General features: G+C 67.5%; 17 protein-coding genes and 1 riboswitch. Of the genes, 10 read left to right on the top strand and 7 right to left on the bottom strand.

Translation table 11 applies throughout. The features are described from left to right. Positions 1-30: 30 nt before the first annotated feature. From RHOOR92_RS0108730 to ppc, 4 genes are all read right to left on the bottom strand, one after another. Positions 31-2,457: an ADOP family duplicated permease gene (locus RHOOR92_RS0108730; protein WP_027490072.1), complete on the bottom strand. Its 2,427-nt coding sequence runs from the start codon at positions 2,455-2,457 to the stop codon at positions 31-33. Next, the gene (locus RHOOR92_RS0108725) at positions 2,454-3,218 is read right to left on the bottom strand and encodes an ABC transporter ATP-binding protein (RefSeq protein ID WP_027490071.1); all 765 of its coding nucleotides are present in this window, start codon (positions 3,216-3,218) and stop codon (positions 2,454-2,456) included. Before RHOOR92_RS0108725 ends, RHOOR92_RS0108730 begins: the two co-directional genes overlap by 4 nt. A gap of 48 nt (positions 3,219-3,266) precedes the next feature. Continuing rightward, on the bottom strand, positions 3,267-4,520 hold the full coding sequence (locus RHOOR92_RS0108720; protein ID WP_027490070.1) for an HlyD family efflux transporter periplasmic adaptor subunit: 1,254 nt from the start codon (positions 4,518-4,520) through the stop codon (positions 3,267-3,269). Between the two features lie 149 nt (positions 4,521-4,669). After that, positions 4,670-7,372: a phosphoenolpyruvate carboxylase gene (gene ppc, locus RHOOR92_RS0108715; RefSeq protein WP_027490069.1), complete on the bottom strand. Its 2,703-nt coding sequence runs from the start codon at positions 7,370-7,372 to the stop codon at positions 4,670-4,672. Positions 7,373-7,483: 111 nt separating this feature from the next. Beyond that, a riboswitch (S-adenosyl-L-homocysteine riboswitch) is annotated at positions 7,484-7,577 on the top strand. Positions 7,578-7,658: 81 nt separating this feature from the next. On the opposite strand from ppc, the gene ahcY reads away from it, so the two are divergent. Together ahcY and RHOOR92_RS0108705 are read left to right on the top strand one after the other, a co-directional pair. Beyond that, a complete protein-coding gene (gene ahcY / locus RHOOR92_RS0108710) occupies positions 7,659-9,098 on the top strand; it encodes an adenosylhomocysteinase (RefSeq protein WP_027490068.1) in 1,440 nt (479 codons plus the stop codon). 23 nt (positions 9,099-9,121) lie between these two features. After that, on the top strand, positions 9,122-10,183 hold the full coding sequence (locus tag RHOOR92_RS0108705; protein WP_155950216.1) for a MurR/RpiR family transcriptional regulator: 1,062 nt from the start codon (positions 9,122-9,124) through the stop codon (positions 10,181-10,183). A 63-nt stretch (positions 10,184-10,246) separates the two neighbouring features. Here RHOOR92_RS0108705 and RHOOR92_RS0108700 read toward each other — a convergent pair whose 3' ends face one another. Then, entirely contained in the window at positions 10,247-11,686 is a 1,440-nt protein-coding gene (locus RHOOR92_RS0108700; RefSeq protein WP_231378357.1) for an amino acid permease, read from the bottom strand. Between the two features lie 71 nt (positions 11,687-11,757). Between RHOOR92_RS0108700 and dgcA the strand changes: the two genes are divergently transcribed. The 8 genes from dgcA (at position 11,758) to RHOOR92_RS0108655 (ending at position 22,624) form a co-directional block, all read left to right on the top strand. Then, a complete protein-coding gene (gene dgcA, locus RHOOR92_RS0108690; RefSeq protein ID WP_027490066.1) occupies positions 11,758-12,747 on the top strand; it encodes an N-acetyl-D-Glu racemase DgcA in 990 nt (329 codons plus the stop codon). A 29-nt stretch (positions 12,748-12,776) separates the two neighbouring features. Continuing rightward, on the top strand, positions 12,777-14,291 hold the full coding sequence (locus RHOOR92_RS0108685; RefSeq protein ID WP_027490065.1) for a D-aminoacylase: 1,515 nt from the start codon (positions 12,777-12,779) through the stop codon (positions 14,289-14,291). A gap of 1 nt (position 14,292) precedes the next feature. Then, on the top strand, positions 14,293-15,345 hold the full coding sequence (locus RHOOR92_RS0108680) for a DUF1611 domain-containing protein (protein ID WP_027490064.1): 1,053 nt from the start codon (positions 14,293-14,295) through the stop codon (positions 15,343-15,345). 306 nt (positions 15,346-15,651) lie between these two features. Continuing rightward, positions 15,652-18,192: a TonB-dependent receptor gene (locus RHOOR92_RS0108675; RefSeq protein WP_027490063.1), complete on the top strand. Its 2,541-nt coding sequence runs from the start codon at positions 15,652-15,654 to the stop codon at positions 18,190-18,192. Positions 18,193-18,308: 116 nt separating this feature from the next. After that, complete coding sequence (locus tag RHOOR92_RS0108670) at positions 18,309-20,009, top strand: D-aminoacylase (RefSeq protein WP_027490062.1); 1,701 nt, start codon at positions 18,309-18,311, stop codon at positions 20,007-20,009. A 203-nt stretch (positions 20,010-20,212) separates the two neighbouring features. Continuing rightward, positions 20,213-21,037 carry a methylenetetrahydrofolate reductase [NAD(P)H] gene (metF, locus tag RHOOR92_RS0108665; protein ID WP_027490061.1) on the top strand — a complete coding sequence of 275 codons (825 nt, stop codon included), beginning with the start codon at positions 20,213-20,215 and terminating at the stop codon, positions 21,035-21,037. A 25-nt stretch (positions 21,038-21,062) separates the two neighbouring features. After that, positions 21,063-21,641: a DUF4124 domain-containing protein gene (locus RHOOR92_RS0108660; protein ID WP_027490060.1), complete on the top strand. Its 579-nt coding sequence runs from the start codon at positions 21,063-21,065 to the stop codon at positions 21,639-21,641. 65 nt (positions 21,642-21,706) lie between these two features. After that, positions 21,707-22,624 (top strand): branched-chain amino acid transaminase, encoded by a 918-nt coding sequence (locus RHOOR92_RS0108655; protein WP_007509412.1) that lies wholly within the window; start codon positions 21,707-21,709, stop codon positions 22,622-22,624. Positions 22,625-22,734: 110 nt separating this feature from the next. On the opposite strand, the gene RHOOR92_RS0108650 is transcribed toward RHOOR92_RS0108655, so the two are convergent. After that, a complete protein-coding gene (locus tag RHOOR92_RS0108650) occupies positions 22,735-24,018 on the bottom strand; it encodes a HAMP domain-containing sensor histidine kinase (RefSeq protein ID WP_007509414.1) in 1,284 nt (427 codons plus the stop codon). Beyond that, positions 24,002-24,688, bottom strand: coding sequence for a response regulator transcription factor (locus RHOOR92_RS0108645; protein ID WP_007509416.1), 687 nt, complete (start codon positions 24,686-24,688; stop codon positions 24,002-24,004). Before RHOOR92_RS0108645 ends, RHOOR92_RS0108650 begins: the two co-directional genes overlap by 17 nt. Between the last annotated feature and the right edge of the window lie 326 nt (positions 24,689-25,014).

Genomic DNA, 25,014 nt, shown 5'->3' with positions numbered 1-25,014 from the left:
ACCATGCGGCATTCACGCAGGATCATCGACCTACTCCCCGCGCAACGCGCGCATCGGATGGACCCGTCCGGCACGCAGCGCCGGCAGCAGGCAGGCCAGCAGGCCGGCGATGGCCAGCAGTACGCAGACGCCGACAAGCGCCACGGGGTCGACCGCACTGCGGCCAATGTCTTCCAACACCGCACGCAACACACCGGACAGTGCCAGCGCCAGGCCGACGCCAAGCGCAAGACCTAGCGTGATTTGCCACAGGCCACTGCGCAGCACCAGCCGCGTCAATCGCGACGGCGCGGCGCCGAGCGCGCTGCGCACACCGAACTCGCGTTCGCGTGCGGCTACCGCCACCGCCATCACCGCGTACATGCCAGCGGCCGCAAGCAACAGCGCCAGCGCGGCGAAAATGCCGACCAGCAACAAATTGAGGCGCATGTCGGCAGTAGTGCTGCGCACGATGTCCTGCATGGTGCGCAGGTTGGCGATCGGCTGGTTCGGCGCGACCTCCGCCACTGCTTCGCGCAGGGCGTCGCGCCAGGCGTTCGGGTCGCCATGTCCGCGCAGCGCGAAGCGCATCGGTTCGAAGCTGCGGAAGACTCCCATGGCGTTGTCGGTCATCTGCGCCAGTGGCACGTACAACACTTCCGGCGGCTCTTCCAGCGGGCCGTACTGGTTGGTGTCGCCGACCACACCGACGATGCGCGCCGACCACATGCCGGTGCCGTCGCCGCGCTGGATCGTCTGGCCGAGAGCATGGCCGCCGTAGTGCTGCCGCGCCATCGCCCGGTTGATGATCGCCACCGTCTCGCCACCGCGGATGTCGTTGCGGCCAAACGCGCGTCCTTCGCGCATGGCAATGCCGAACAACGCGAAGAAATCGGGGCCGACGCCGTGATACTGTGTGCCGAACTCTTCCCCGTTGCCTGGCACGTGCAGGCCACCGAGGTTGAACTGTCCGCTACGCAGATCCGCCGGAAGATTGGTGGTGGAGGTGACGGCGGTCACGCCGGGAATGGCGCGCAGACGTTCCAGCACGCGCGTGGACAGGCCGTCCACCGCCGCGGCATCGGGATAGTCGGCAAGCACCGGCGCCAACTCGAAGGTGAGGATGCCACCGCTGGTGAAACCCAGCGGCGTGCGCGCGGCGTCGTACAGCGTGTGCAGGAACAGGCCGGCGGAGCTGAGCAGCGCCGTCGCCAGCGCCACCTGCGCCACCACCAGCACGCGGCCCAGCCGTCCGCTGTGCCGGCCGAGTCCGCTGCGCCCGCCTTCGCGCAATTCGTCGATCGCCGTCGCCCGGCGGCCGCGCCACAGGCCGAGCGCCGCAGCCAGCAGGGCACCACCCAGGCCGATCAGCAACGCCAGCAACCATGTCGCGACACCGAAATGCAGTTGACTATCCGGCAGCCACTCCGCCGGCATGTGGCTTTGCAGCGCGCCCAGGCTAACCCTTGCCAGCAGCATGCCAGCCAGGGCGCCGAAGATACCAACCAGCAACCCTTCGGCCAACGCCGGCAGCGCCAGCCGCAACATCGGTGCGCCCAGCGCACCACGCACCGCGGCATCGTGGCTGCGCGACAGCGCGCGCAGCAGCATCAGGTTGGTCAGGTTGACCAACGCGATCAGCAGCACGAACAGCGCGCTGGTGAGAAACAGCATCAGCACGCGCCTGGCATCGCCACGCTGCCACGCACTGAACTGCTGCGCGCCAAAGTGGGCACGCTTCCAGTAGTCGTTGCCCATCGCGACGTACATCGCGTGCAGGCGCGTGTTGACCTCGGCGGCCACCGTGGCGGCGGCAACGCCTTCGTTCGGTCGCAGCAGCGCCATGTAGTTAGTGCCGTCATTGACACTGTTCACCGGCAGCGCAGTCGGCAACATGATGTCGCCATCGAAACCCAGCGCGGCGAAACCCTGCGGCAGCACGCCGATGATGGTGCGAGGCGTGCCTTCCACCTCGATGCTGCGGCCGATCACGCTGGCGTCGCCGCCATACCGACGCTGCCAGAAACCGTGGCCAAGGATCACCACGTGCGGCCCGTACGGCCGATCCTCCTCCACGCTGAAGCCGCGACCCAGCCGCATCGGCAAACCGATCGTCGGCAACAGGCCGCGGTCAGCGTAGAGCGCCGGCACCAGTTCCGGCTGACCATCGCCGGCGACGTTCAACTTCGGGCCGTCCTGTATCAAGCCGATGGATTGCACGCCACGCAGCGACTGCATGTGCTGGTACTGCTGTGGCGACACCGCGCTGACGTGGTCGCGATCCCAGGGACCGGCCACTAGCAACCGCGAGGCCTGCGGCACCAGCAGCGACCTCAGCAGCACCTGGTCGATCAGCGTGGACACCGCCGCGGTGCAACCGACGCCAAGCACCAGCACGCCGGAGGCCAGCAGCAAGAAGCCCGGGTGGCGCAGACTTGCGCGCCAGGCGCGCCAGATCTCTGCCAGCCACACGCTCACTCGCCCATCTCCAGCCGCGCCGCCAGCAGCCCGTCGAGCCGCTGCTCATCTTCGTGGCGCAGGCGCTCATAGGTTTCCTCATCGACCACGCGACCGTCGAACAGGCGGATCTTGCGCTGGGCCAGTTCGGCGTAGCGCGCGTCGTGGGTGACCATGCAGATGGTGGCGCCGCCGTTGTGCAGTTCGTCGAGCAGGGCCATCACCGCTTCGCCATTGCGCGAGTCGAGGTTGCCGGTAGGTTCGTCGGCGAGCAGGATCGCCGGCTTACCGACCAGGGCGCGCGCCACCGCCACGCGCTGCTGCTGGCCGCCGGACAACTGCGCCGGGTAATGCCGCATGCGATGGGCCATGCCGACGCGCTCCAGCGCTTCCTGCACGCGCTCGCGCCGTTCGCCGGCGCCGATGCCGTTGCGATAGGTCAGCGGCAGTTCGACGTTCTCCTGCACGTTCAAGTCGCCGATCAGGTTGAAGGCCTGGAAGATGAAACCGATCTCGGCATTGCGGATGCGGGCACGCGCGGCGGTGTTGAGCGCGGCCACGTCGTGGCCGTTCAACACGTAGCTGCCGGCGCTGGCGGTGTCGAGCAGGCCGAGGATCGACAGCAAGGTGGTCTTGCCGCAACCGGACGGGCCGGAGATGGAGACGTACTCGCCGCGCGCGATATGCAGATGCACGTCGCTCAATGCATGGGTTTCCACTTCGTCGGCCTGGAACACCTTGCGGATGCCGCCGAGGGCGATGACGGAGGTCGTTTCGTTCATGCGGTTGTCCTTGCTCGAAGTGGATGGTGGATCAGCGGATCGGTGCCGTCAGCGCACACGCAGGCGGTCATATTTATCCCATTGGCTGGTCTCGGAAAGGATGACGCGGTCGCCCGGCTGCAATCCCTGCAGCAGTTGCACCCGGTCTACCGAGATGGCGCCCACGCGCACCTTGATGCGGGTGGCCGTGGCACCGGAAGCATCCAGACGGAACAGGCTCACCTCGCTGTTCGCCTCGACCTGGGCGGGACGGCCCAGCGACAGCACCTGGTCGAGTTTTGCGATGCGGATGCGGCCGTCCACCGACAGGTCGGGGCGGGCACCGGCCGGCAGCGACCCGGTCGGGGTCACGTCCACTTGCACGCTGCCGTCGACCACGGCCGGATCGATCCGCGTGACGGTGCCGTCGATCATGCCGTTATAGGTATTCACTTGAACCGGCATGCCTTGCGCCACGTCCTTGGCCTGCACCTCAGGCACGCGCAGCCGTGCGATCAGCACGTCGCCGCGCGCGACCCGTGCCAGATTGGTGCCGGCGGCGACCTGCTGGCCTTCCTGCACGGCCATCTGCTGCAGCGTGCCGGCGATGCCGGCGCGCACGTCGAGCGCGTCAGACTGGCGCTGGCGCAAGGTCAGGTTGCTGCGCTGCAGTTGCAGCTCGGCCTGCACGGCGGCCATCTGCGCCTTGATGCCGGCATCGAAGGTCTGCACCCGCTGCTGCTCGACCTCGATGCGGTGCTGCAACTGCTTCAGCGCGATCTGCTCCTGTTCGTATTGCACGCGCGGAATCAGGTTCTTCGCCATCGCCTTCGCATCGGCCTCGCTCTTCACCTGCGCCGAGGCGTATTCGGCCTGCGCCTGCGCCAGCGAGGAGCGCTCGTCCAGCAACTGCGATTGCAGTTCCGCGTGCTTGGCCGCCACCCGCGCCTCGGCCGCCACAACCTGGGCCTGCGCGTTGCGCAAGTCGTTTTCCACCTGCGGGCTGGCCAGTCGCAGCAGGATGGTATCCGCCTCGACATGGGTGCCGGGCCACACTTCGATCTTCGCCACCTGCGCGCTGGTTTCCGCCGCCAGCCAGTGGATGTCACGCGGTACCAGGGTGCCCGGCGCGCGCACCTCGCGCAGCATGTCGCCGCGTTGCACGGTGTCGATCCACAGGCTCGAGCGCTCGACCGCGGGCAGCGCCGGGCCGAGGTTCATGGCGCCGATGGCCAGAGCGGCGAGTAGCAGGGCCGCGGCAACGACGGCGATGCGTCGGCGTCGGCGTTTACGTTGGGCGGCGAGGGGGTTGGCAATATCCATGAGTCTGCTTGAGCAAAGCCCATGCCAGGCATGCAAACGCCTGTTTCATAACGTTTGCACCGACTTCGGTCGGCCGACCGCGATGCATACCCGGACACCGCCGTCCGCTGGCGTACACGCTCCCTTGCCGGAGAAATGGCCCGCGGCAATCAGCCGGTGTTCTGCAGCCCTTGCGCCACGCCGTTGACGCAGGCGACCAGGGCCTGCAGCACGGCGTCGTCCTGGCGCTCGCTGGCGCGCCAACGCTGCAGCAGGTCCACCTGCAGCAGGCTCATCGGATCGACGTAGGGGTTGCGCAGGCGGATCGAGGCGGCCAGGCGCGGCTCATCACGCAGCAGCACCTCGCTGCCCTTGAGCCGCAGCAGCCAGTGGCGGGTGCGCGCGAACTCGGCGCGGATCAGTCCGAAGAACTCCTCGTGCAACGGGCCGGACAGTTTCGAGAACGCCTCGGCGATGGGCAGGTCGCACTTGGCCAGCACCATTTCCACGTCGTCGAGCAGGTTGCAGAAGAACGGCCAGTCGCGCGCCATCTCCGCCAGCGCCGCTTCGCCGAACTGCTGCACGCCCTGCTCCAGCGCGCTGCCCAGGCCGTACCAGCCGGGCAGAATCGAGCGGCACTGGGTCCACGCGAACACCCACGGGATCGCGCGCAGGTCCTGCACGCCGCGCATGCTGCGGCGGCTGGCCGGGCGCGAGCCCAGGGTCATCCGCTCGATCACGTCGACCGGCGTGGCAGTGCGAAAGTAGTCGACGAAGCCATCGTGCTCGACGAACGCGCGGTAGGTCTTCCGGCTGGCGGCCGCCAAGGCGTCCATCTGCTCGCGCCAGCGCGCTTCGCGTGGCTCGTCTACGCGCGGACGCAGGCTGGCGCGCAGCACCGCACCCACGGTCTGCTCCAGGTTGCGCAGCGCCAGCGCACGGATGCCGTACTTGCGATGGATCACCTCGCCCTGCTCGGTCACCCGCAGCACGCCGGCCACCGCGCCGCGCGGCGAGGACATCAGTGCCGGCGTGATGCGCGCGCCGCCGCGGCTGGCCGAGCCGCCGCGGCCGTGGAAGAACGCCAGCTGGATGCTGGCCGCATGCGCCACCTCGAGCAATTCCACCTGGGCGCGCTGCAGGCCCCAGCGCGAGGCCAGCGTGCCGCCGTCCTTGCCGCTGTCGGAATAGCCCAGCATCACCCACTGCTGGTCGCCGCGCGCCGCGAGGTGGCGGCGGTAGACCGGGTCGTCGAGCAGGGCGCGCAAGGTGGCCGGCGCATTCTTCAGGTCGTCGACGGTCTCGAACAGCGGCGCGATGTTGAGCGGCACGTTGTCGTCCTGCACCAACCCGCCGTAGCGCGCCAGCGCCAGCACCGCCAGCACGTCGGCGGCGCTGCGCGCCATGCTGATGATATACAGCCCCACCGCCTCGCCGCCGTAACGCCGGCGGGTGTTGCCGAGGGTGGCGAACACGTCGTACAGCGCGACGACCACCTCGGCATGGCTGATCGCGAAGCGTGCGCCGCCGCTGGCGTAATCGCGCAATTGCCGCGCGCGCTCGTCAGCCGGGCGCGCGGCCCAGCCATCGTCGGCCAGCAGCGCGGCCAGCGCGTCGTCGTGCACGCGCGAATCCTGCCGCACGTCGAGCCGCGCCAGGTGGAAGCCGAAGCTGCGCACGCGGCACAGCAGGCGTTCCACCGCGTAGGCGCCGGCGTGCACGCCGCGGTGCTGGAACAGGCTGTCGGCGATCAGCTGCAGGTCGTCCAGCAGTTCGCCACTGGACGGATAACCGTCCGAAGATTCGTCGCCGGTCAGCGCCAGCCGCGCGCCGACCAGCTGCAGCAGGCAGCGGTACGGCATGTCGGCGTGGCGCGGGCGGATCTGCGCCGCGGCGGCCGGGAAGCGGGCGCGATAGTCCGCCAGCCGCGCGCGCAGCGCCGCGGACGCCGCCACGCGACCCTCGGTCTGGCTGAGCAGGCGCGCCAGCGTGGCGACGTCCTCGCGGTAGCGCTCCAGCACCAATGCGCGCTGCGAGTCGAGGCAGTCGGCGATGGTGTCGGCGCCCACGTTGGGGTTGCCGTCCATGTCGCCACCGACCCAGCTGGCGAAGCGCAGCAGCCGCGGCAGCTTGATCGCCACGCCGTAGGTCGTCTGCAGCGCCTGCGCCAGCGATTCGTACAGCGCCGGCACGATGCGGTACAGCGGATGGGCCAGGTAGAAGTCCACGTGCTCGCGCTCGTCCTGCACGCTGGGCCGCACCGGCGAGGCCTCGGCGGTCTGCCAGCCGGCGGACAGCGCCATGTAGATGCGGTCGTCGTCCTCCTGACGCTCCTGCGGCGTGCGCTCACGGTCGAAGCCGTCGATCAGCGAGGCGACGATCGCCTGCTCCTTCTCCAGCAGCGAGCGGCGCACCGCCTCCGTCGGGTGCGCGGTGAACACCGGCTCGATCCACAGCCGATCAAGCCAGCCGACCAGCTCGTCGGCGCCCACGCCCGCAGCCTTCAGCCGGCCCAGCACGTCGAGCAGCGATTCCGGCTGCGGCGCGCTGCCCTCGCGCTGGTAGTCGCGACGACGACGGATGCGGTGCACCCGTTCGGCGGTGTTCACCGCCTGGAAGTAGGTGGCGAACGCGCGCGCCAGCGCTTCGGCGTCGTCGGCGTCGAGACCGGCCAGCGAGGCGGCCAGTTCCTCCACCGAGGCACCTTCGCGGCGACGGCGGATCGCCGCCGTGCGCACCTGTTCGACCCGCGCGAAGAATGCGTCGCCGCCCTGCTCGGCCAGCATTCGCCCGACCATCGCGCCCAGGCGGCTGACATCCTCGCGCAACGGGCCGTCGGGCGGCAGAAACTCGGGTTCGCGACTGGGTTCCACGCAACTACTCCACGGCAGGCCTGATCCCCAGCGTAACCAATCCCGACGCGGGCGACACCCAACCATGCGGCATAAGCTCATGTCTGCCGTTACAATGCCCCCTCTGCACTGCCCGCCGAGGGGCGCTGCGACCGTTGCCGTGAATGAACTTCACGGGAACCGGCCAGGCTCGGCGCGGCACGTTCCACAACGGCGCCCGGTTGTTTGTACGCGAGTCCCTTCGCGCAAGAACCGGCCATCCATGGCCGGACTCTTCACAGAAGCCTCGCCCTGACCGGAGATATCCATGAACGCCGCACTGAAAGAAAACACCCACGACTACAAGATCCGCGACATCGCCCTGGCCGACTTCGGCCGCAAGGAGCTGGACATCGCCGAGCACGAGATGCCGGGCCTGATGTCGATCCGCCGCAAGTACGCGCCGCAGCAGCCGCTGAAAGGCGTGCGCGTGACCGGCTCGCTGCACATGACGATCCAGACCGCGGTGCTGATCGAGACGCTGAAGGACATCGGCGCCGACGTGCGCTGGGCCTCGTGCAATATCTTCTCGACCCAGGACCATGCCGCCGCCGCGATCGCCGCCACCGGCACGCCGGTGTTCGCCTGGAAGGGCGAGACGCTGGAGGAATACTGGGACTGCACGCTGGACGCGCTGTCCTTCCCCGACGGCAAGGGCGGCTTCCTCGGCCCGCAGCTGGTGGTCGACGACGGCGGCGACGTGACGCTGCTGATCCACAAGGGCTACGAGCTGGAGAACGGCTCGAACTGGGTCGACGAGAAGGCCTCCTCGCACGAGGAGCAGGTGATCAAGAACCTGCTCAAGCGCGTGCACGCCGAGCGCCCGGGCTACTGGCACACCGTGGTCAGGGACTGGAAGGGCGTCTCCGAGGAGACCACCACCGGCGTGCATCGCCTGTACCAGCTGGCCGAGGCGAAGTCGCTGCTGGTGCCGGCGATCAACGTCAACGACTCGGTGACCAAGAGCAAGTTCGACAACCTGTACGGCTGCCGCGAGTCGCTGGCCGACGGCCTGAAGCGCGCGATGGACGTGATGCTGGCCGGCAAGGTGGCCGTGGTGTGTGGCTATGGCGACGTGGGCAAGGGCTGCGCACACAGCCTGCGCGCCTACGGTGCACGCGTGGTGGTCACCGAGATCGACCCGATCAACGCGCTGCAGGCGGCGATGGAAGGCTTCGAGGTCAACACCGTCGAGAGCACGCTGGGCCGCGGCGACATCTATGTCACCACCACCGGCAACAAGGACGTGCTGACGCTGGATCACCTGAAGGCAATGAAGGATCAGGCGATCGTCTGCAACATCGGCCACTTCGACAACGAAATCCAGGTCGATGCGCTGAATGCGATGGCCGGCGTGAGCAAGCTCAACATCAAGCCGCAGGTGGACAAGTACACCTTCAAGGACGGCCGTTCGATCTTCCTGCTGGCCGAAGGCCGCCTGGTCAACCTGGGCTGCGCCACCGGCCACCCGAGCTTCGTGATGTCCAACTCGTTCTCCAACCAGACGCTGGCACAGATCGACCTGTGGGCGAACAAGGACAGCTACGAGGCGAAGGTCTACATCCTGCCGAAGAAGCTCGATGAGGAAGTCGCCCGCCTGCACCTGGAGAAGATCGGCGTGAAGCTGACCACGCTCACCCCGACCCAGGCCGCCTACCTCGGCGTACCGGTGGAAGGCCCGTACAAGCCGGATCATTACCGCTACTGAGCCGCTAGCGGATCATCGGTCGGTTGCAGCAGAACGGGCGCGCAAGGCGCCCGTTCTGCTATCGCCGGCTCACCACCGGGCAGCGTGCACCGTGCGGCCTGCGCTGCGCTGGATCATACTTTCGTACCGATCCAACACGGTCGAATCCACGGGAGACGGCGTCGATGTCGCCAAAGCCAAGCAGCGCCGACCGGCGATTGTTCAGCCAGCTTCGCAGTGAAATGGACCGGATGACCGCGTCCGAACGGGTGATCGCGAACTTCCTGCTCACCAACCGGCAGGCGGTGCCGTTCGAGACCGCCAACTCGCTCGCCGCCAAGCTCGCCATCAGCGCCGCGACGGTGGGCCGGTTCTGCCGTCGCCTCGGCTACCGGAACTTCCGCGAGCTGAAGGCGGCTTTCAAGTTCGACGTGGCCGTCGCGCCATGGCCGATCGGCGAAGGCCTGCGCTCGATGCTGCAGACCGGCGGCGGCGAACCGGCGCTGCAACGCGACCTGGACCTGACCATCGCCGGCATCATCGAGGTCTACCGCCGCGCGGAAACGCGCGAATGGCAGGATATCGTCGCGCTTCTGGCGCACTGCTCGACACTGCACATCGTGGGATTCCAGACCGAGCGCGGGCTTGCGGCCCACTTCGCCAGTTTCCTGCAGTACGTGCGCCCGCGGGTGCGGGTGGCCGATCTGGCTACCGGAAGCTTCTCGGAGGTGCTGCTCGACGGTACCGACAAGGATTGCGTCGTGATCGTGGAGACGCGCCGCTACTCGCGCCAGGCACAACTGCTCGCCCGTCATTGCCGGCAACGCGGGCTGCCGCTGGTGATGATCACCGACAAATATTGCCACTGGGCCGGCGAATACACGCCGCACATCCTGGCATTGCCGACGGAAAGCGGGATCTTCTGGGGCACCACCGTTCCGATCCACGCGGCGCTGGCGCTGCTGGTCAACGGCGTGGTTCTCGCGCTCGGCGACCGCGTGGAGCAACGCCTCGCCCACGTCTCCGACCTCTACCAGGAATTCGTCGGCCACGTCGGGAAACCCGCGCGCGGGCAGCGCAAGAGGGGCGGCGACATCGAGCCTTGAGCACGCAGCGCACCGTCGGGCCGAGGCCCGACGCTTCTGCGGAACCATGATCGCCGCTCCCGTTCAGCGCGACCGCACGTAAACCACGTAGATGACCAGGCCGGCCGCGAAATAGCCGCCGACGATCGCCAGCGGCAGCACGTCGCCGCGCGTTGCGCGCAGCACCATGTCGATCAGCAGCGGCAGGCCCATCAGCACGGCAAAAGCGATGCCGAGCGCCGGAATGATGCCGATCCACCAGCCACCTACACGGATGCCGCCCAGCGGCACCCGGAACGAACGCGGGCGATCGGGCTCGACCACGCGCAGGCGCATGACCGCCGCACAAACGATCGCGAACGCGACCGCCGTGCCGAGGCTGATCAGGTCGCCGAGCAGGCTGATCGGCAGGCACGCCGCGAGCAACGCCATGGCCACGCCGGTATAGATGGTACCGACCTGCGGCGTGCGCGTTCTGCCGTCGATCCGCGCGAACACCGGCGGCAGCATGCGATCGCGCGCCATCGCGTAGAAGATGCGGGTCTGGCCGTAGATCGACGTCAGCAGCACCGAAAGCAGGCCGATCACCGCGGCGGACTTGACTGCGATGCCGAACATCGGCAACTGCATCGCGTCGACGGCGACGGCGATCGGGTCGGCGACGCCGAGCCGGGTGTAGGGCACGATGCCGGTCATCACCGCGGCGACGGCCATGTACAGTACCGTGCAGACCGCCAGCGTCATGAAGATGCCGATCGGCAGGTCGCGCTGGGGGTTGCGCGCCTCGGCTGCGCTCGTGGACACGGTCTCGAAGCCAACGTAGGCGAAGAAGATCGCCGAGGCGCCGCGCAGCACGCCGGGCCAGCCGAACTCGAAATCGCCCCGCGCCGGCGGCACGAACGGCGTGAGGTTGGCCGGGTCGATGAAGGCGATGCCGACCAGCACGAAGGCGACCAGCGCAGCAATCTTGAGCAGCACGATGGCCGTGTTGAACGCGAACGACTGCGTCACCCCGCGCAACAGGACAGCCGTCACCACCAGGATCGCGCCGGCGGCGACGAGGTTGATGCCGCCGCCGAACTGCAGGCGGTTGGTGCCCCCATCGGTCCGAAAGTCGAGCATCGGCGTGGTGATCGACGCCGGCAGGTGCAGACCGAACTGGTCGAGCAACGCCACCGCGTAGCCGGCGAAGCCGACCGCGACAGTCGCCGCGGCAATGCCGTACTCGAGCAGCAGCAGCCAGCCGGCGCACCACGCGGTGAAGCGGCCAAACGTGAGCAGAGCATACGAATAGCTCGAACCGGACAACGGCATCGTGCCGGCAAGCTCGGCATAGCAGAACGCGGTGAATCCGCAGGCGATCGCCGCCACCACGAACGACAGCACCACCGCCGGCCCGGCATGGGTCGCCGCCGCGGTGCCGGTCATGACAAAGATGCCGGCGCCGATGACGCAGCCGACACCGATCATCGTCAACTGGAGCGGGCCGAGCGTGCGCGCCAGCCCGGGTTCGTCATCATTCACTGGTTGCAAGTTTTCTTTCATAGGAGTTACTATGATATAAATTGTGCATACACGTCCAGAGGCCGGCTTGCATGCAGACCGAGGTTCGCCACGAACGCTGGGAGCTCGCCGCGCCATTCGTCATCGCGCACGAGACCTACCTGCATGCCGATGTCATCGTGGCAACGCTGTCGTGCGATGGTGCCGTCGGCCGCGGCGAATGCACGCCCACGGCGTTCTACGGCGAGAGCGTGGACGGCGTGATGGAGACCGTGCGCGAACTGCTCGCCCGCCTCGCCCGCGGCGAGTCCTGGGACCGCATCCACGATCGCGTGCCGGCCGGCGCCGCGCGCAACGCGGTCGACTGTGCGTGCTGGGATCTGCGCGCGAAACTGGCGAAGCGGCGTGTCTGGGAACTGGCCGGAGTCCCCGCCCCGGGCCAGGTGCGCACCGCGCAGACCATCAGCGTGGGCGAAGCGGCGCAGCAGGCGGACAAGGCGCGCGCGATCGTCGTCACCGACGGCGATGGCGCCCTGATCAAGCTGAAGCTCGATGCGCACGACGTCGTCGCCCGCGTCGCGGCCGTGCGCGACGCCGCTCCGGCCGCGACCCTGGTCATCGACGCGAATGAATCCTGGGACCCGGTGCTGCTCGATGGCGTCATGCCTGCGCTGCAGGCCGCACATGTCGCGATGGTCGAGCAGCCGCTGCCCGTGGGCAAGGACGACGCGCTGGCGCGGATCGAACGCCGCGTGCCGGTCTGCGCCGACGAATCGGCACACGTCGGCGCAGACCTCGACGCGCTGCGCGGCCGCTACGACCTGGTCAACGTGAAGCTGGACAAGACCGGTGGCCTGACCGAGGCGCTGCGCATGACTGCCCGCGCGCGCCAGCTCGGCTTCGGGTTGATGGTGGGCTGCATGGAGGGGACGTCGCTCGGCATGGCGCCGGCGACGCTCGTCGCCGGCGCTGCACGCTTTGTCGACCTCGATGGCCCGCTCCTCATCGGCCGCGACCGCGACCCGGGCCTGCACTACCAGCGTGGCCTCGTCTCGCCGCCCAGCGCGGCGCTGTGGGGTTGAGCCGCATGTTTTCCAGGAGAACCGATTCCATGACGAGCCGAACACTGATCTCGCTGCTGCTGATCGCACCGCTGGTCGTGTTGCCAGCCGGCCATGCAGCGGCGGCCGATTTCATCGTGCGCCATGCCGTCGTCGTCGACGGCACCGGCGCCCCGGCGCAGCACGTCGACGTGCGCGTCGCCGACGGCCGCATCGCCGCCATCGGCGAACTCGAACCGCAACGCGGCGAACAGGTGGTCGACGCCCGCGGGCTGGTGCTCGCGCCGGGGTTCATCGACACGCACAGCCACCACGACCGCGGCCTCGACAGCCAGCTCGACGCGCTGCCGGTGACCAGCCAGGGCGTCACCACGATCGTCATCGGCCAGGATGGCTTCTCGCAGGGGCCGATTGCCGACCTGTTCCGCCGCTACGGCGCCAGGCCGGCGGCGATCAACATCGCCTCGTACGCGGGCCACAACTCGCTGCGCGCGGAGGTGATGGGCGCCGACGCCAGCCACGCGGCGACGCCAGCGCAGGTGCAGGCGATGCGCCACCTGCTCGCCGCCGACATGAAGGCCGGCGCGCTCGGCCTGTCGACCGGCCTTGAATACGACTCGGGCCTCTACTCCACGCGCGCCGAGGTGCTCGCGCTCGCCGACGCCGTCGCACCCTACGGTGGCCGCTACATCAGCCACATGCGCAGCGAGGACCGCAAGATCTGGGACGCGCTCGACGAACTGCTGACGATCGGCCGCGAGGCGAAGATCCCGGTGCAGGTCAGCCACGCCAAGCTGGCGATGACCGACTGGTGGGGCCAGGCCGACCGCTTCCTGGGCATACTCGACAAGGCGCGCGCCGAAGGCGTCGACGCGACGCTCGACGTCTATCCCTACGACAGTTGGCACAGCGAGTTGATCGTGCTGTGGCCCGAGCGCGACTTCGGGAACCGCGCGACCGCCGAATTCGTGCTCAAGCACCTCTCCCCGGCCGACGGCCTGCGCCTGTCGCAGTTCAAGCCCGAACCGGACCTGGTCGGCAAGAGCGTGGCCGATATCGCGCACCTGCGCGGCACCGACGACGCAGATACGGTGATGGCCCTGATCCGCGAATCGGAAGCGGCCCACAGCACCGCGCAGGTCATCAGCCGCAGCATGGACGAGCGCGACATCGCGAAGTTCATCGCCTGGCCGCAGGCGAACATCAGTTCCGACGGCAGCCTCGACGGCCTGCACCCGCGCGGCTACGGCACGTTCCCGCGCGTGCTGCGCATCTACGTGCGCGAGAAGAAGATGCTGACGCTCGAGCAGGCCGTGCACAAGATGACCGGACTGGCCGCGCAGCACATGAGCTTGCGCGACCGCGGCCAGATCCGTGTCGGCGCGGCGGCCGACCTCGTCCTGTTCGATCCGCGTACGGTGGCCGACCGCGCCACCTACGAGAAGCCGCACGAGCTGTCGGTCGGCATCGCGCGGGTATGGGTCAACGGCACCCTGGTCCTCGCCGACGGCAAGGCGACCGGCGCCCATCCGGGCCAGATGCTGCGCCGCCAGGAGGCAGGTTGACATGCAGATCGCCGCCCCCTACCTGCTCTTCCTCGGCAACACCCCGCACCGCCTCGACGCCAAGACGGCCAGCGGCATTCTCGACTGGCGCCCGCAACTGTGTGCCGGGCAATGCCGGCTCGATGCCGGCACGGTCGACCTCGGCCTGCCTGACATGACGCCGGCCGCCGCCGCCGCCGCCGGCGTGCGCACGCTGGTGATCGGCGTGGCCACCTTCGGCGGTGCGCTCGACGAGGCGTGGATCGACACTCTGCTGGCCGCGATCCACGCCGGCCTCGACATTGCCAGCGGCATGCATGCACGCCTCGGCGAGAATCCGCGGATCGCCGCGGCTGCGCGCCAGGCCGGCGTGCGGCTGTTCGACGTGCGCCACGCCGACGCGCGTTTCGACGTCGGCTCCGGCCGCAAGCGCAGCGGCCGCCGGATGCTGATGGTCGGCGTCGATTGCGCGGTCGGCAAGAAGTACGCCGCGCTGGCCATCCACCGCGCCTTGGCGCGACGCGGCATGGCCGCCGATTTTCGCGCGACCGGGCAGACCGGCATCCTCATCGCCGGCGCCGGCATCGCGATCGACGCGGTCGTCGCCGATTTCGCCGCCGGCGCGGCCGAAGCGCTGTCGCCCGACAACGAGCCCGGGCACTGGGACGTGATCGAAGGCCAGGGCTCGCTGTTCCACCCGGCCTATGCCGGCGTCAGCCTCGCCCTGCTGCACGGCTCGCAGCCGGACGCACTCGTGCTCTGCCACGACCCGCGGCGCACCCACATCGACGGTTATCCGGACTATCCGCTGCCGACGCTCGCCGCCTGCATCGCCGCCAACGAACAGGCCGCGCGCCTGACCAACCGCGCCGCACGCTGCATCGCCGTCGCGCTCAACACGCGCGACATGGGCGAAAGCCAGCGCGCGGACGCGTTCGCCCGCGCGCACGGGGAAACCGGCCTCGTCGTCTTCGACCCGATCGCGACCGGTGCCGACGCGGTCGTCGAAACGCTGCTCGCGGAAGCGCGCGAGCTTCCGCAAGCCAGTCCGCACACCCCGGGGGATCACCCATGAAACGCAAGACTGTGGCCATGACCACCGTGCTGGCCTGTTCCCATGGCGACGCGCCTGCCGGGCTCACGGGTCATTTCATCGGATTGAGGTGTTGCACGGCGGCGAAGGTGGCATGGATTCGGGGTGGGTCGGATGGACGTCCATATCATGATGAACGGCCAGCGTATCCCCGGACATCGTTGAGATGGCGACACTGACAGCGTGTAAACGCAGCGTTGAAATCGGCTGGTTTCCGCTACGTGCTCCACGTGAAGAGGCTCGGCAGGTTTGGTTGCTCCGTTACGGTCTGTGGGGAGGTAGCAGGTCATGTCCAAAGGACATTTCAAGTGTGGTGGCAAGGCGCAACGGGTGATTTTGGCGCGCTTGCCGCTCGCGGCGGCGATCAGTTTCGCCGTGGCCGCACCAGCGCTCGCTCAGGATGTTGCCGAGCAGCCCGCATCGGCCACGACGACCTCTGCGACAGCGCAAAAGGTCAAGACCTTGGGTACGGTCACGGTGACCGCGCAGAGGCGCACCGAGGATCTGCAGAAGGTGCCGATCAGCATCAACGTGCTGGCACAGGATCAACTTGAGGCCCTGCACGTCCAGAACTTCAAGGACTACGTGAAGTATCTGCCCAGCGTGTCCTTTCAGGACAACGGTGGCGGCAATGGCGCGCAAGGCTTTGCCATCATCTACATGCGCGGTGTCAGCAGCGGCAGCGGCGGGGACTATACCGGGTCGCGGCCGAGCGTCGGCGTGTACCTCGACAACCAGCCGATCACCACGATCCAGGGGCCGGTCGACATCCACATGTACGACATCGCCCGCATCGAGGTGCTGGCAGGACCCCAGGGTACGTTGTATGGCGCCAGCGCCGAAGCCGGCGCGTTGCGCATCATCACCAACAAGCCCGACCCCGGCGCTTTCGCGGCAAACTACGCGCTCGGCGTCGACAAGGTTGCACACGGTGGCATCGGCTCCACCGCCGAAGGCATGGTCAATATCCCGCTCAGCAAGAGTGCCGCCATTCGCCTCGTGGGTTGGCGCGAACACGACGCGGGCTACATCGACAACAAGCCCGGCACGCGTACCTACCCGTCCTCCGGCATTACCATCAGCAACGCCGACGACTGCTCCCCCGGCGTGCTGCTGCAATGCCACGGACACGCCCGCAAGCACTACAACGACGCCGACACCCAGGGCGCACGCGCCGCGCTGAAAGTGGACCTGAACGATAACTGGTCGATCAGCCCGACACTGATGGGGCAACAGACGATCTCCCATGGTTCATCTTCCAGCGATCCGAGTGTGGGTGATCTCGCCGTCACGCACTTCTTTCCCGAGCGCAACAACGATCGCTGGTGGCAGGGCGCGTTGACCGTGCAAGGCAAGGTCGGCAATTTCGATTTGACCTATGCCTATGCGCATCTCAAGCGCAACCAGGAGCAGCAGTCCGACTACACGGACTACTCATTCTGGTACGACACGCTGAACGGCTCCGGTGTCTATTTTTATGATAACGGCGGAAGCCTGATCGATCCGTCGCAGCATCCATTTTTCCGCGATCACTACACCGACAACAGCCACGAACTGCGTCTTGTCTCACCCAGCGACGATCGCCTGCGTCTGGTCGCCGGCGCGTTCTGGCAGAAGCTGAAGCACGACATCCAGTACCAGTACAAGATCAGCGATCTGGCCGATTCGCTGACGGTTACCGGCTGGCCGGACACCCTCTATCTGAGCCGGCAGATCCGCTACGACCGTGACCGGTCGGTGTACGGCGAACTGTCCTGGGACTTCATCCCCGACGTCCTCACCGGCACGATCGGTGAGCGCTATTACCGCGACAGCGGCAGCTTTTACGGCTTTTTCGGTTTCAGCGAGGGCTATTTCCCCGGTTCCAGTTACGGCGAGGCCGGCTGCATCTCGCCCGAGCCATTCGAGGGCGCGCCCTGTCTGGACTTCAACAAGCGGGTGAAGCAAAGCGGGTCGCTCAACAAGGTCAACCTGACCTGGCATGTCACGCCCCAAGCCATGGTCTATTTCACCCGGTCTGAGGGCTATCGCCCGGGTGGCATCAATCGCAACGCGTCGCTGCCGCCCTATCAGGCGGATTTCCTGACCAACGTCGAACTCGGCTGGAAAACCTCATGGTTCGACCATCGGCTGACCTTCAACGGGGCCGTGTTTCGCGAGACCTGGAACAATTTCCAGTTCGACATCACGGGTCCGAACGGCATTTCCGAAATCCTCAATGCCAATTCGGCCCGCATCAACGGACTGGAGTCGCAGCTGAACTGGCAGGCGACCTACAACCTGCAGCTGAGCGCCGGCATCGCGTTGTATGACGCCAAGTTGACCGCCAACTACTGCGGCTTCACCGGCAACGACAACCGCCCCGTCACCGACTGTCCGGCCGGCTCGATCAATACACAAACCGGCGACACGGTGGACGGACCGCTGGCACCCACGGGCACCCGCCTGCCCATCACGCCACGGTTCAAGGGCAACCTCATCGCGCGTTACACCTTTGATGTCGGCAACAAGAGTGGCTTCGTCCAGGGCGCATTGACCCATGTGGGGAACCGCACGACGAGCCTGCTCCTGCTCGATCGCAGTCTTTACGGCGGGCTGCCCGCCTACAATTCGGTCGACCTCTCCGCCGGCCTCCAGGGGGGCAACTGGTCGGTGAGTGTCTACATCAACAATGCGTTCGACAAGCGCGCCGCACTGTACAAGTTCTCCGAGTGTGCGGTAACGGTTTGTGGTGCGCACGGCGTGGTGCCGGAATACCCGAATGGGCAGGTGTACACGGGTTTCAGCCAGCCGCGCACGTTCGGCATCACCTTCACGCAGGATATCTAGTCGAGCGGTCGATTGCCGCACCGGATGAGCGCCCTGGCGTCAGCCAGGGCCTTTCGCTACCCGCCTGATGGCGAGCAACGTCTCTCCGACAGATGATCATTTGACGGGAGTGGTTCATGCCCATCTTCATTCGCACCGCCTGCATGTGGATTGTCGCGGCCATCGGGCTGTTGACAGCGACGCCATCTTCGGCTGCCGGCGTCGAGTACGACACGATCATCCGCAACGGTCACATCATCGACGGCACGGGTTCGCCCTGGTACGCGGCCGATGTCGCCGTGAAGGACGGTCGCATCGCCGCGATCGGCAACCTCGCCGACGCGCATGCCAGGCAGGTGATCGACGCCCACGGTCTGGTTGTGGCGCCGGGATTCATTGACATGCTCGGTCAATCAGAAATCACCCTGCTGGTCGATCCGCATGTGCCGTCGAAGATCTTCCAGGGCATCACCACCGAGATCACCGGAGAAGGCGAGTCGGTGGCGCCGCTCGACGCCGAGATGATCAGGCAACGCCAGGCGGCTTACGCGCATTATCAAGTAACGCCGGACTGGCGCACGTTCGAGCAATATTTCACGCGTCTGCAAAAGCAAGGCATGGGCATCAACGTGGGCACGTACGTGGGCGCCACTTCAGTGCGCGAGATGGTCATGGGTTACAAGAATCGCGCACCCACGCCGGACGAGTTGAAACAGATGCAGATGCTGGTCGCGGACGCGATGAAGCAGGGTGCGCTGGGGCTGTCCACTGCGCTGGAGTACACGCCGGCGCCTTATGCCGGAACCGACGAATTGATCGCCCTGGCGAAGGTTGCCGCACGCCATGGCGGCATTTACGCGACCCACATGCGCAACGAGGGCGACGCAGAGATGGCGGCGCTGGACGAAACCTTCCGGATCGGCCGCGAGGCGGATATTCCGGTGGAGATTTTCCATCTCAAGGCCACCGGCAATCTCAAGGGCAAGATGGCACAGGTGATCGCGCGCATCGACGCGGCTCGTGCCAGCGGTGTCGACGTGGCGGCGGACACCTACGCCTATACCGCGTGGCAGAATGATCTGTCGGCCTTCATCCCGCCTTGGGCCCATGACGGCGGCAACCTGAAACTGATCGAACGCCTGAAGAATCCAGCCACGCGTGCGCGCATCCGCAAGGACATGCTCACTCCCAGCGATGCCTGGGACAACGAGTGGCTCGCGGCCATCGAGCGGGCGCACGGCATCATGATCGGCAGTGTCGACAACAAGGCGTTGCAGAAGTACGTCGGCAAGCGGGTCAGTGAGATTGCGGCGGAGTGGCACGAGGATCCGATCGACACGATCTGCGACTTCCTGATCAAGGACAACGCCGCCACCAGTTCGGTGGTGTTCGGCATGCAGGAGTCTGATGTCGAGCTGGCGCTGAAGCAGTCGTGGGTTTCGATCGACACGGACTATGAGGGAACCTCGCCGGATGGCCTGCTCGGCAAGGATCGTCCGCACCCGCGCGCCTACGGCACCTTTCCGCGCATTCTCGCCAAGTACGTGCGTGAGCAGAAGCTGCTCACGCTTCCGGACGCCATCCGCAAGTTCAGCGCATTGGCGGCCCAGCGTGAGCATCTGACGGATCGTGGCGTGCTCAAGCAGGGCATGTGGGCAGACATCGTCGTGTTCGACCCGGAGACGATCCGCGATGTCGCCACCTTCACCGACCCGAACCAGCTGTCGGTCGGGATGCAATATGTGCTGGTCAACGGGGTACCGGTGATCGATGGCGGCAAGATGACGGACGCGCTGCCGGGGGCGGTATTGCGCGGCCCGGCTTACTCCGGCAAATAGCTGAATTCCGACAGGAACTGGTGTAGCGCCTTGCGGGGTTCCCGAATGGGATCAGCCTGTTGATTTCCACCGAAAACCGAGCCGTGCGCGCCGCGTCCTCCCCTGCTTGCGGGGGAAGGCCGGGATGCGGCTGTTCTTGATCTATCGCTCCATCGCGAAACGAAGATATATACTCGCCGGCACCGCCACCAGGAACCCGTGCGATGCCGTCGATCAGCTTCGAATTCTTCCCGCCCAAGACCGACGAGCAGCGCACGCAGCTGGACCGTGCCGCACAGGCGTTGAAGGCGCACCAGCCGGAATACGCCTCGGTCACCTTCGGTGCCGGCGGCTCCACGCTCAGCTACACCGGCGACACGGTGGCGCGGCTGCACACGCAGCATGGCCTGAACGTGGCGCCGCACCTGTCTTGCATGGGCGGCACGCGGGCGGAGATCGCCGCACTGCTGGACGGCTACCGCGCCGCCGGCTACCGGCGCATCGTGGCGCTGCGCGGCGACATGCCCTCGGGCATGGCCAGCGCGGGCGACTTCCGCTATGCCGCCGAGCTGGTGGGCTTTATCCGCGAGCACTGCGGCGACCACTTCCACATCGAGGTGGCGGCGTACCCGGAGACCCATCCGCAGGCCGACGATGCGCTGCGCGACCTCCAGCATTTCAAGGCGAAGATCGACGCCGGCGCGAACGGCGCGATCACCCAGTACTTCTTCAACCCGGACGCCTATTTCCGCTTCGTCGACGACGTGCGCCGGCTCGGCGTCGAGGTGCCGATCGTCCCCGGCATCATGCCGATCGCGAACTTCAGCCAGCTGAAGCGCTTCTCCGACCTCTGCGGCGCCGAGATCCCGCGCTGGATCGCCAAGCGCATGCAGGCGCACGGCGACGACGCCGATTCGATCCGCGCGCTCGGCGCCGAGGTGGTGGCGCAACTGTGCCGGCGCCTGCTCGATGGCGGCGCGCCCGGCCTGCACTTCTACACGCTGAACCGGGCCAGGGCGACGCAGGCGGTACTGCAGCAACTTTCCTGATCGGAGCGGCGGGTATGCTGGCGCGATGCACCGGTTGGCTGCCCCGCTGTGCCTGATCCTGCTGGCCTGTACCGCACCTGCCGCGGCGCAGTCGCCGATCCATCGCTGCATCGGCGCGAACGGCGGCGCGGTGTTCACCGACCAGCCCTGCATGGCGCTGCAGGCGACGCCGCTCGGCCCGAGCACCACCCCGTCCGCGCCGGCCTCCCCGCAGGCCGCACCACCGCCGATCCTGTGTGCCGCCAATGCCGGTGAACTGCGCCAGAGCGTGATCGACGCCTTCGCCAGCCGCGACGCCAACCGCCTGGCCGGCCTGATGCTGTGGGACGGCTACGGCCGCGGCGCGGCCATCGCGGACATCCGCTCGCTGGCCGAGCTGATGAAACAGCCGCTGCTGGGCGTGGACGTGCCAGGCGACGACGCGCCGGCCGCGCCCGCCAGCGCCGCCGCCCCGCCACCCATGGATGCCGCGCCGGCGACGCCGTCGCCCGGCCAACAGCTGGTGCTGCACACCAGCGGCAACGACGGCAGCGGCAGCCCGCGGGAACTGCGTTTCGACCTCGTGCGCCAGGCCGGTTGCCTGTGGCTGCGCAGCGCAAATTGACGCAGCCACTGACGCCGACCCGGCGGCCAGCAGTTATCATGGGCGGTCCCCAATGGAGAATCGACATGGCCCAGCAATACCCCGAGTGGATCTGGCAGAACGGCAGCATCAAGCCCTGGGCCGAGGCGACCACCCATGTGATGTCGCACGCGCTGCACTACGGCTCGTCGGTGTTCGAGGGCATCCGCAGCTACGTCACGCCGGACGGCGCGGCGATCTTCCGCCTCACCGATCATCTGAACCGGCTGTACATGTCCGCCAAGATCTACGACATGGCGCTGCCGTACACGGTCGATGAACTGGCCGCGGCCTGCCGCGAGGTGATCCGCCGCAACGGCCTGGGTGCTTCCTACCTGCGCCCGGTCGCCTGGCGCGGCCTGGGCGGCTTCGGCCTCTCTGCCGAAACCCCGATCGACATGGCCGTGGCCGCCTGGCCGATGGGCCCATACCTCGGTGCCGAGGCACTGCAGAACGGCATCGACGCCTGCGTATCGAGCTGGCAGCGCTTCGCGCCGAACACCATCCCGGCCGGCGCCAAGGCCGGCGGCAACTACCTCTCCGGTCAGCTGATCGCGCGCGAGGCGCGCCGCCTGGGCTTCGGCGAAGGCATCGCGCTGGCCTCCACCGGCCTGCTCAGCGAAGGCGCCGGCGAGAACCTGTTCCTGGTCTTCGACGGCGTGCTGCACACCCCGCCGGCCAGCGCCTCGCTGCTCACCGGCATCACCCGCAACACGCTGATGACGCTGGCCCGCGAGGACGGCATCGAAGTGGTCGAGCGCGACATCCCGCGCGAATACCTCTATCTCGCCGAGGAAGTGCTGATGTGCGGCACCGCCGCCGAGATCACCCCGATCCGCTCGATCGACGGCAAGCAGGTCGGCACCGGCAAGGCGGGCCGCGTCACGCTGCGCCTGCAGGAACTGTTCTTCGGCCTGTTCGACGGCCGCACTCACGACAAGTGGGGCTGGCTGGAGCAGGTGTGAGCAGGGAGCAACTGCACTGATTGGCGAAAACGCCCCGCGATGCGGGGCGTTTTCGTTTGTGCCCCGCCTTGATTTGCTCTCTCTCCCTTGCGCAGCAGGAAGGAGAGGTGTCAGCTGAACCTGATGCTGGCGATCGCGCCGTTGGCGTCGGTGCGCGGGCGCATCGAGACGTCCCAGCCGTAGAGTTCGCACAGGCGGCGCACGATCGCCAGGCCAAGGCCGGCGCCGCTGCCGCCGGCGCCTTCGCCGCGCACACCGCGCTGGAACAGCCGCTCGGCGTCCTCCGGCTTGATCCCGGGGCCGGTGTCGATCACCTCGATGCGGCCATCGCCCACTTCGACGCGCACGCTGCCTTCGAGGGTGTACTTGATCGCGTTGCCGATCAGGTTGGTCAGCGCCACCGACAGCACCGAGGCCGGCGCGTTGACGCTGACCGGTGCGTTGACGGCAAGCTCGATGCTCAGCGGCTTGCCGCGCATCTGCGGGCGCTGGCTCTCGATCACGTCGGCGGCGACCTTGCCCACCTCGGTGGTCTCGCCGCGGGTGGGACCGCGCCGCTCGGCGCGCGACAGCAGCAGCAGCGCCTCGATCAGCTCGGTGGCCTGGCGCGAGGCGCGCTCGATGCGCTTCAGCCGCTCGCTCAGTTTCTCGGTGAGGTCGGGCGAACCCTGCAGCAATTCGGTGGTGGAGGCGATGACCGCCAGCGGCGTGCGCAGCTCGTGACTGACGTCGGAATTGAACTCGCGGTCGCGCTCGACCATCGCGGTGAGCCGCGCCGAATACTCATCCAGCGCATGCGCCAGCTCGCCCACCTCGTCGTCGGCGAAATGCGGTGCCAGCGGCTCGGCCTTGCCGGCCTTGCGGAAATCGCGCAGGCGGTTGGCCAGCTCGCTGACCGGCTTGAGCACCTTGCGCGACAGCCACAGGCCGATCGCCAGCGAGAGCAGGCCGAACAGGAATACTGCACCGATGACGCTGAAGAGCAGTTGCTGCTTGCCGAGCTCTTCGCGCGACACGTCGTATTGCAGAAAGCTGATGATGCCGCCTTCGCGATAAACGGCCAGCTTGTAATGGTGTTCCTCGCCGTCCGGTCCCGGTTCGAAAATGTCGTGCACCCCGTTTTCGAGGCTCTGCCAGGTCAGCGGTGCCTTGTACAAGGTGCGATCACTGAGCACCGTGCCGGTGAGCAAGCGGGAGCCGCTGGGGGCACCGGGATGCTCGCGCGCCTGCTGATTCGCCCATTTGGCGTCGTCCATCAGGCTGGCGTTGACCAGCTGATCCTCCACCCGCGTGCGGATGTTCAACGCCGCAAATGCGAACAGCGCACTGAGGCCGAAGCCGAACAGCGCGAACGAGACGATGAGGCGGAACCGCAGCTTACGCCTGGACTGCATCCGGCTCGACCATCCGATAGCCAATGCCGTGCCGCGTGTGGATCAGCGGCTTGTCGAACGGCTTGTCGATCGCCGCGCGCAGGCCGTGGATGTGCACGCGCAGCGAATCGCTGTCCGGCAGCTCCTCGCCCCACACGCGCTGCTCCAGGTCCTGCCGGGTCACCACCGACGGGCTCGCTTCCATCAGCGCCTGCAGCAGCTTCAGGCCGATCGGGTTCAACTGGATCGACTTGCCCTCGCGGTTCACCGTCAGCGTGTCGAGGTTGAAGGTGAGGTCGGCCACCTTCAGCACGCGGCTCTGCGGGCCCTTGCCGCGGCGCGCCAGCACTTCCAGCCGCGCAGCCAGTTCCTGCAGCGCGAACGGCTTGGTCATGTAGTCGTCGGCACCGGACTCGAAGCCGGTCAGCTTCTGTTCCAGCGCGTCGCGCGCGGTCAGCATCAGGATCGGGGTCTGCTTGTGCGCCTCGTGGCGCAGCTTGCGCGCTACTTCCAGGCCGTCCATGCCGGGCAGCGTGAGGTCGAGCACGATCACGTCGAAATCGTGCACCACCGCCAGGTGCAGGCCGGTCACGCCGTCGCCCGCAAAATCGACCACGTTGCCGCGGTCCTCCAGATAATCGCCGATGTTGGTCGCGATATCGCTGTTGTCTTCGATCACCAGTACGCGCATGGGTTACTCCTGCGCAGCCGGCGCACGGGCCGGCTGGAGCTGCAAGCTTAACAATCTTGGGTGAAGCCGGTGCGCCGGCCGCGCCGTGAAACTGAATGGGGCGCCGCGCAGGCAAGAAAAAGGCCCAGATGCACGACTTGCCGTCGCCACCTGGGCCCAAGCTACTGCCCCGATACCATTGTCTGCCTCACCGGGCCGTGCCGGCCGCCGTGCCGCAAAAAACAGTGGCTGCTTTATAGGGGGTCCGGGGTTACGGTGCGGTTAACCCGGTCTCATCCCGCCGCGATGCCTCGCCATGGGAGAGCCGCTTCCGCGGCGCGCGGGTC

Origin of the sequence: Rhodanobacter sp. OR92 (assembly GCF_000427545.1) — a bacterium.
In the GTDB taxonomy this organism is placed as follows: domain Bacteria; phylum Pseudomonadota; class Gammaproteobacteria; order Xanthomonadales; family Rhodanobacteraceae; genus Rhodanobacter; species Rhodanobacter denitrificans.
The sequence above is the reverse complement of the archived record's forward strand: the minus strand, read 5'-3'. Positions and strand labels throughout refer to the sequence as shown.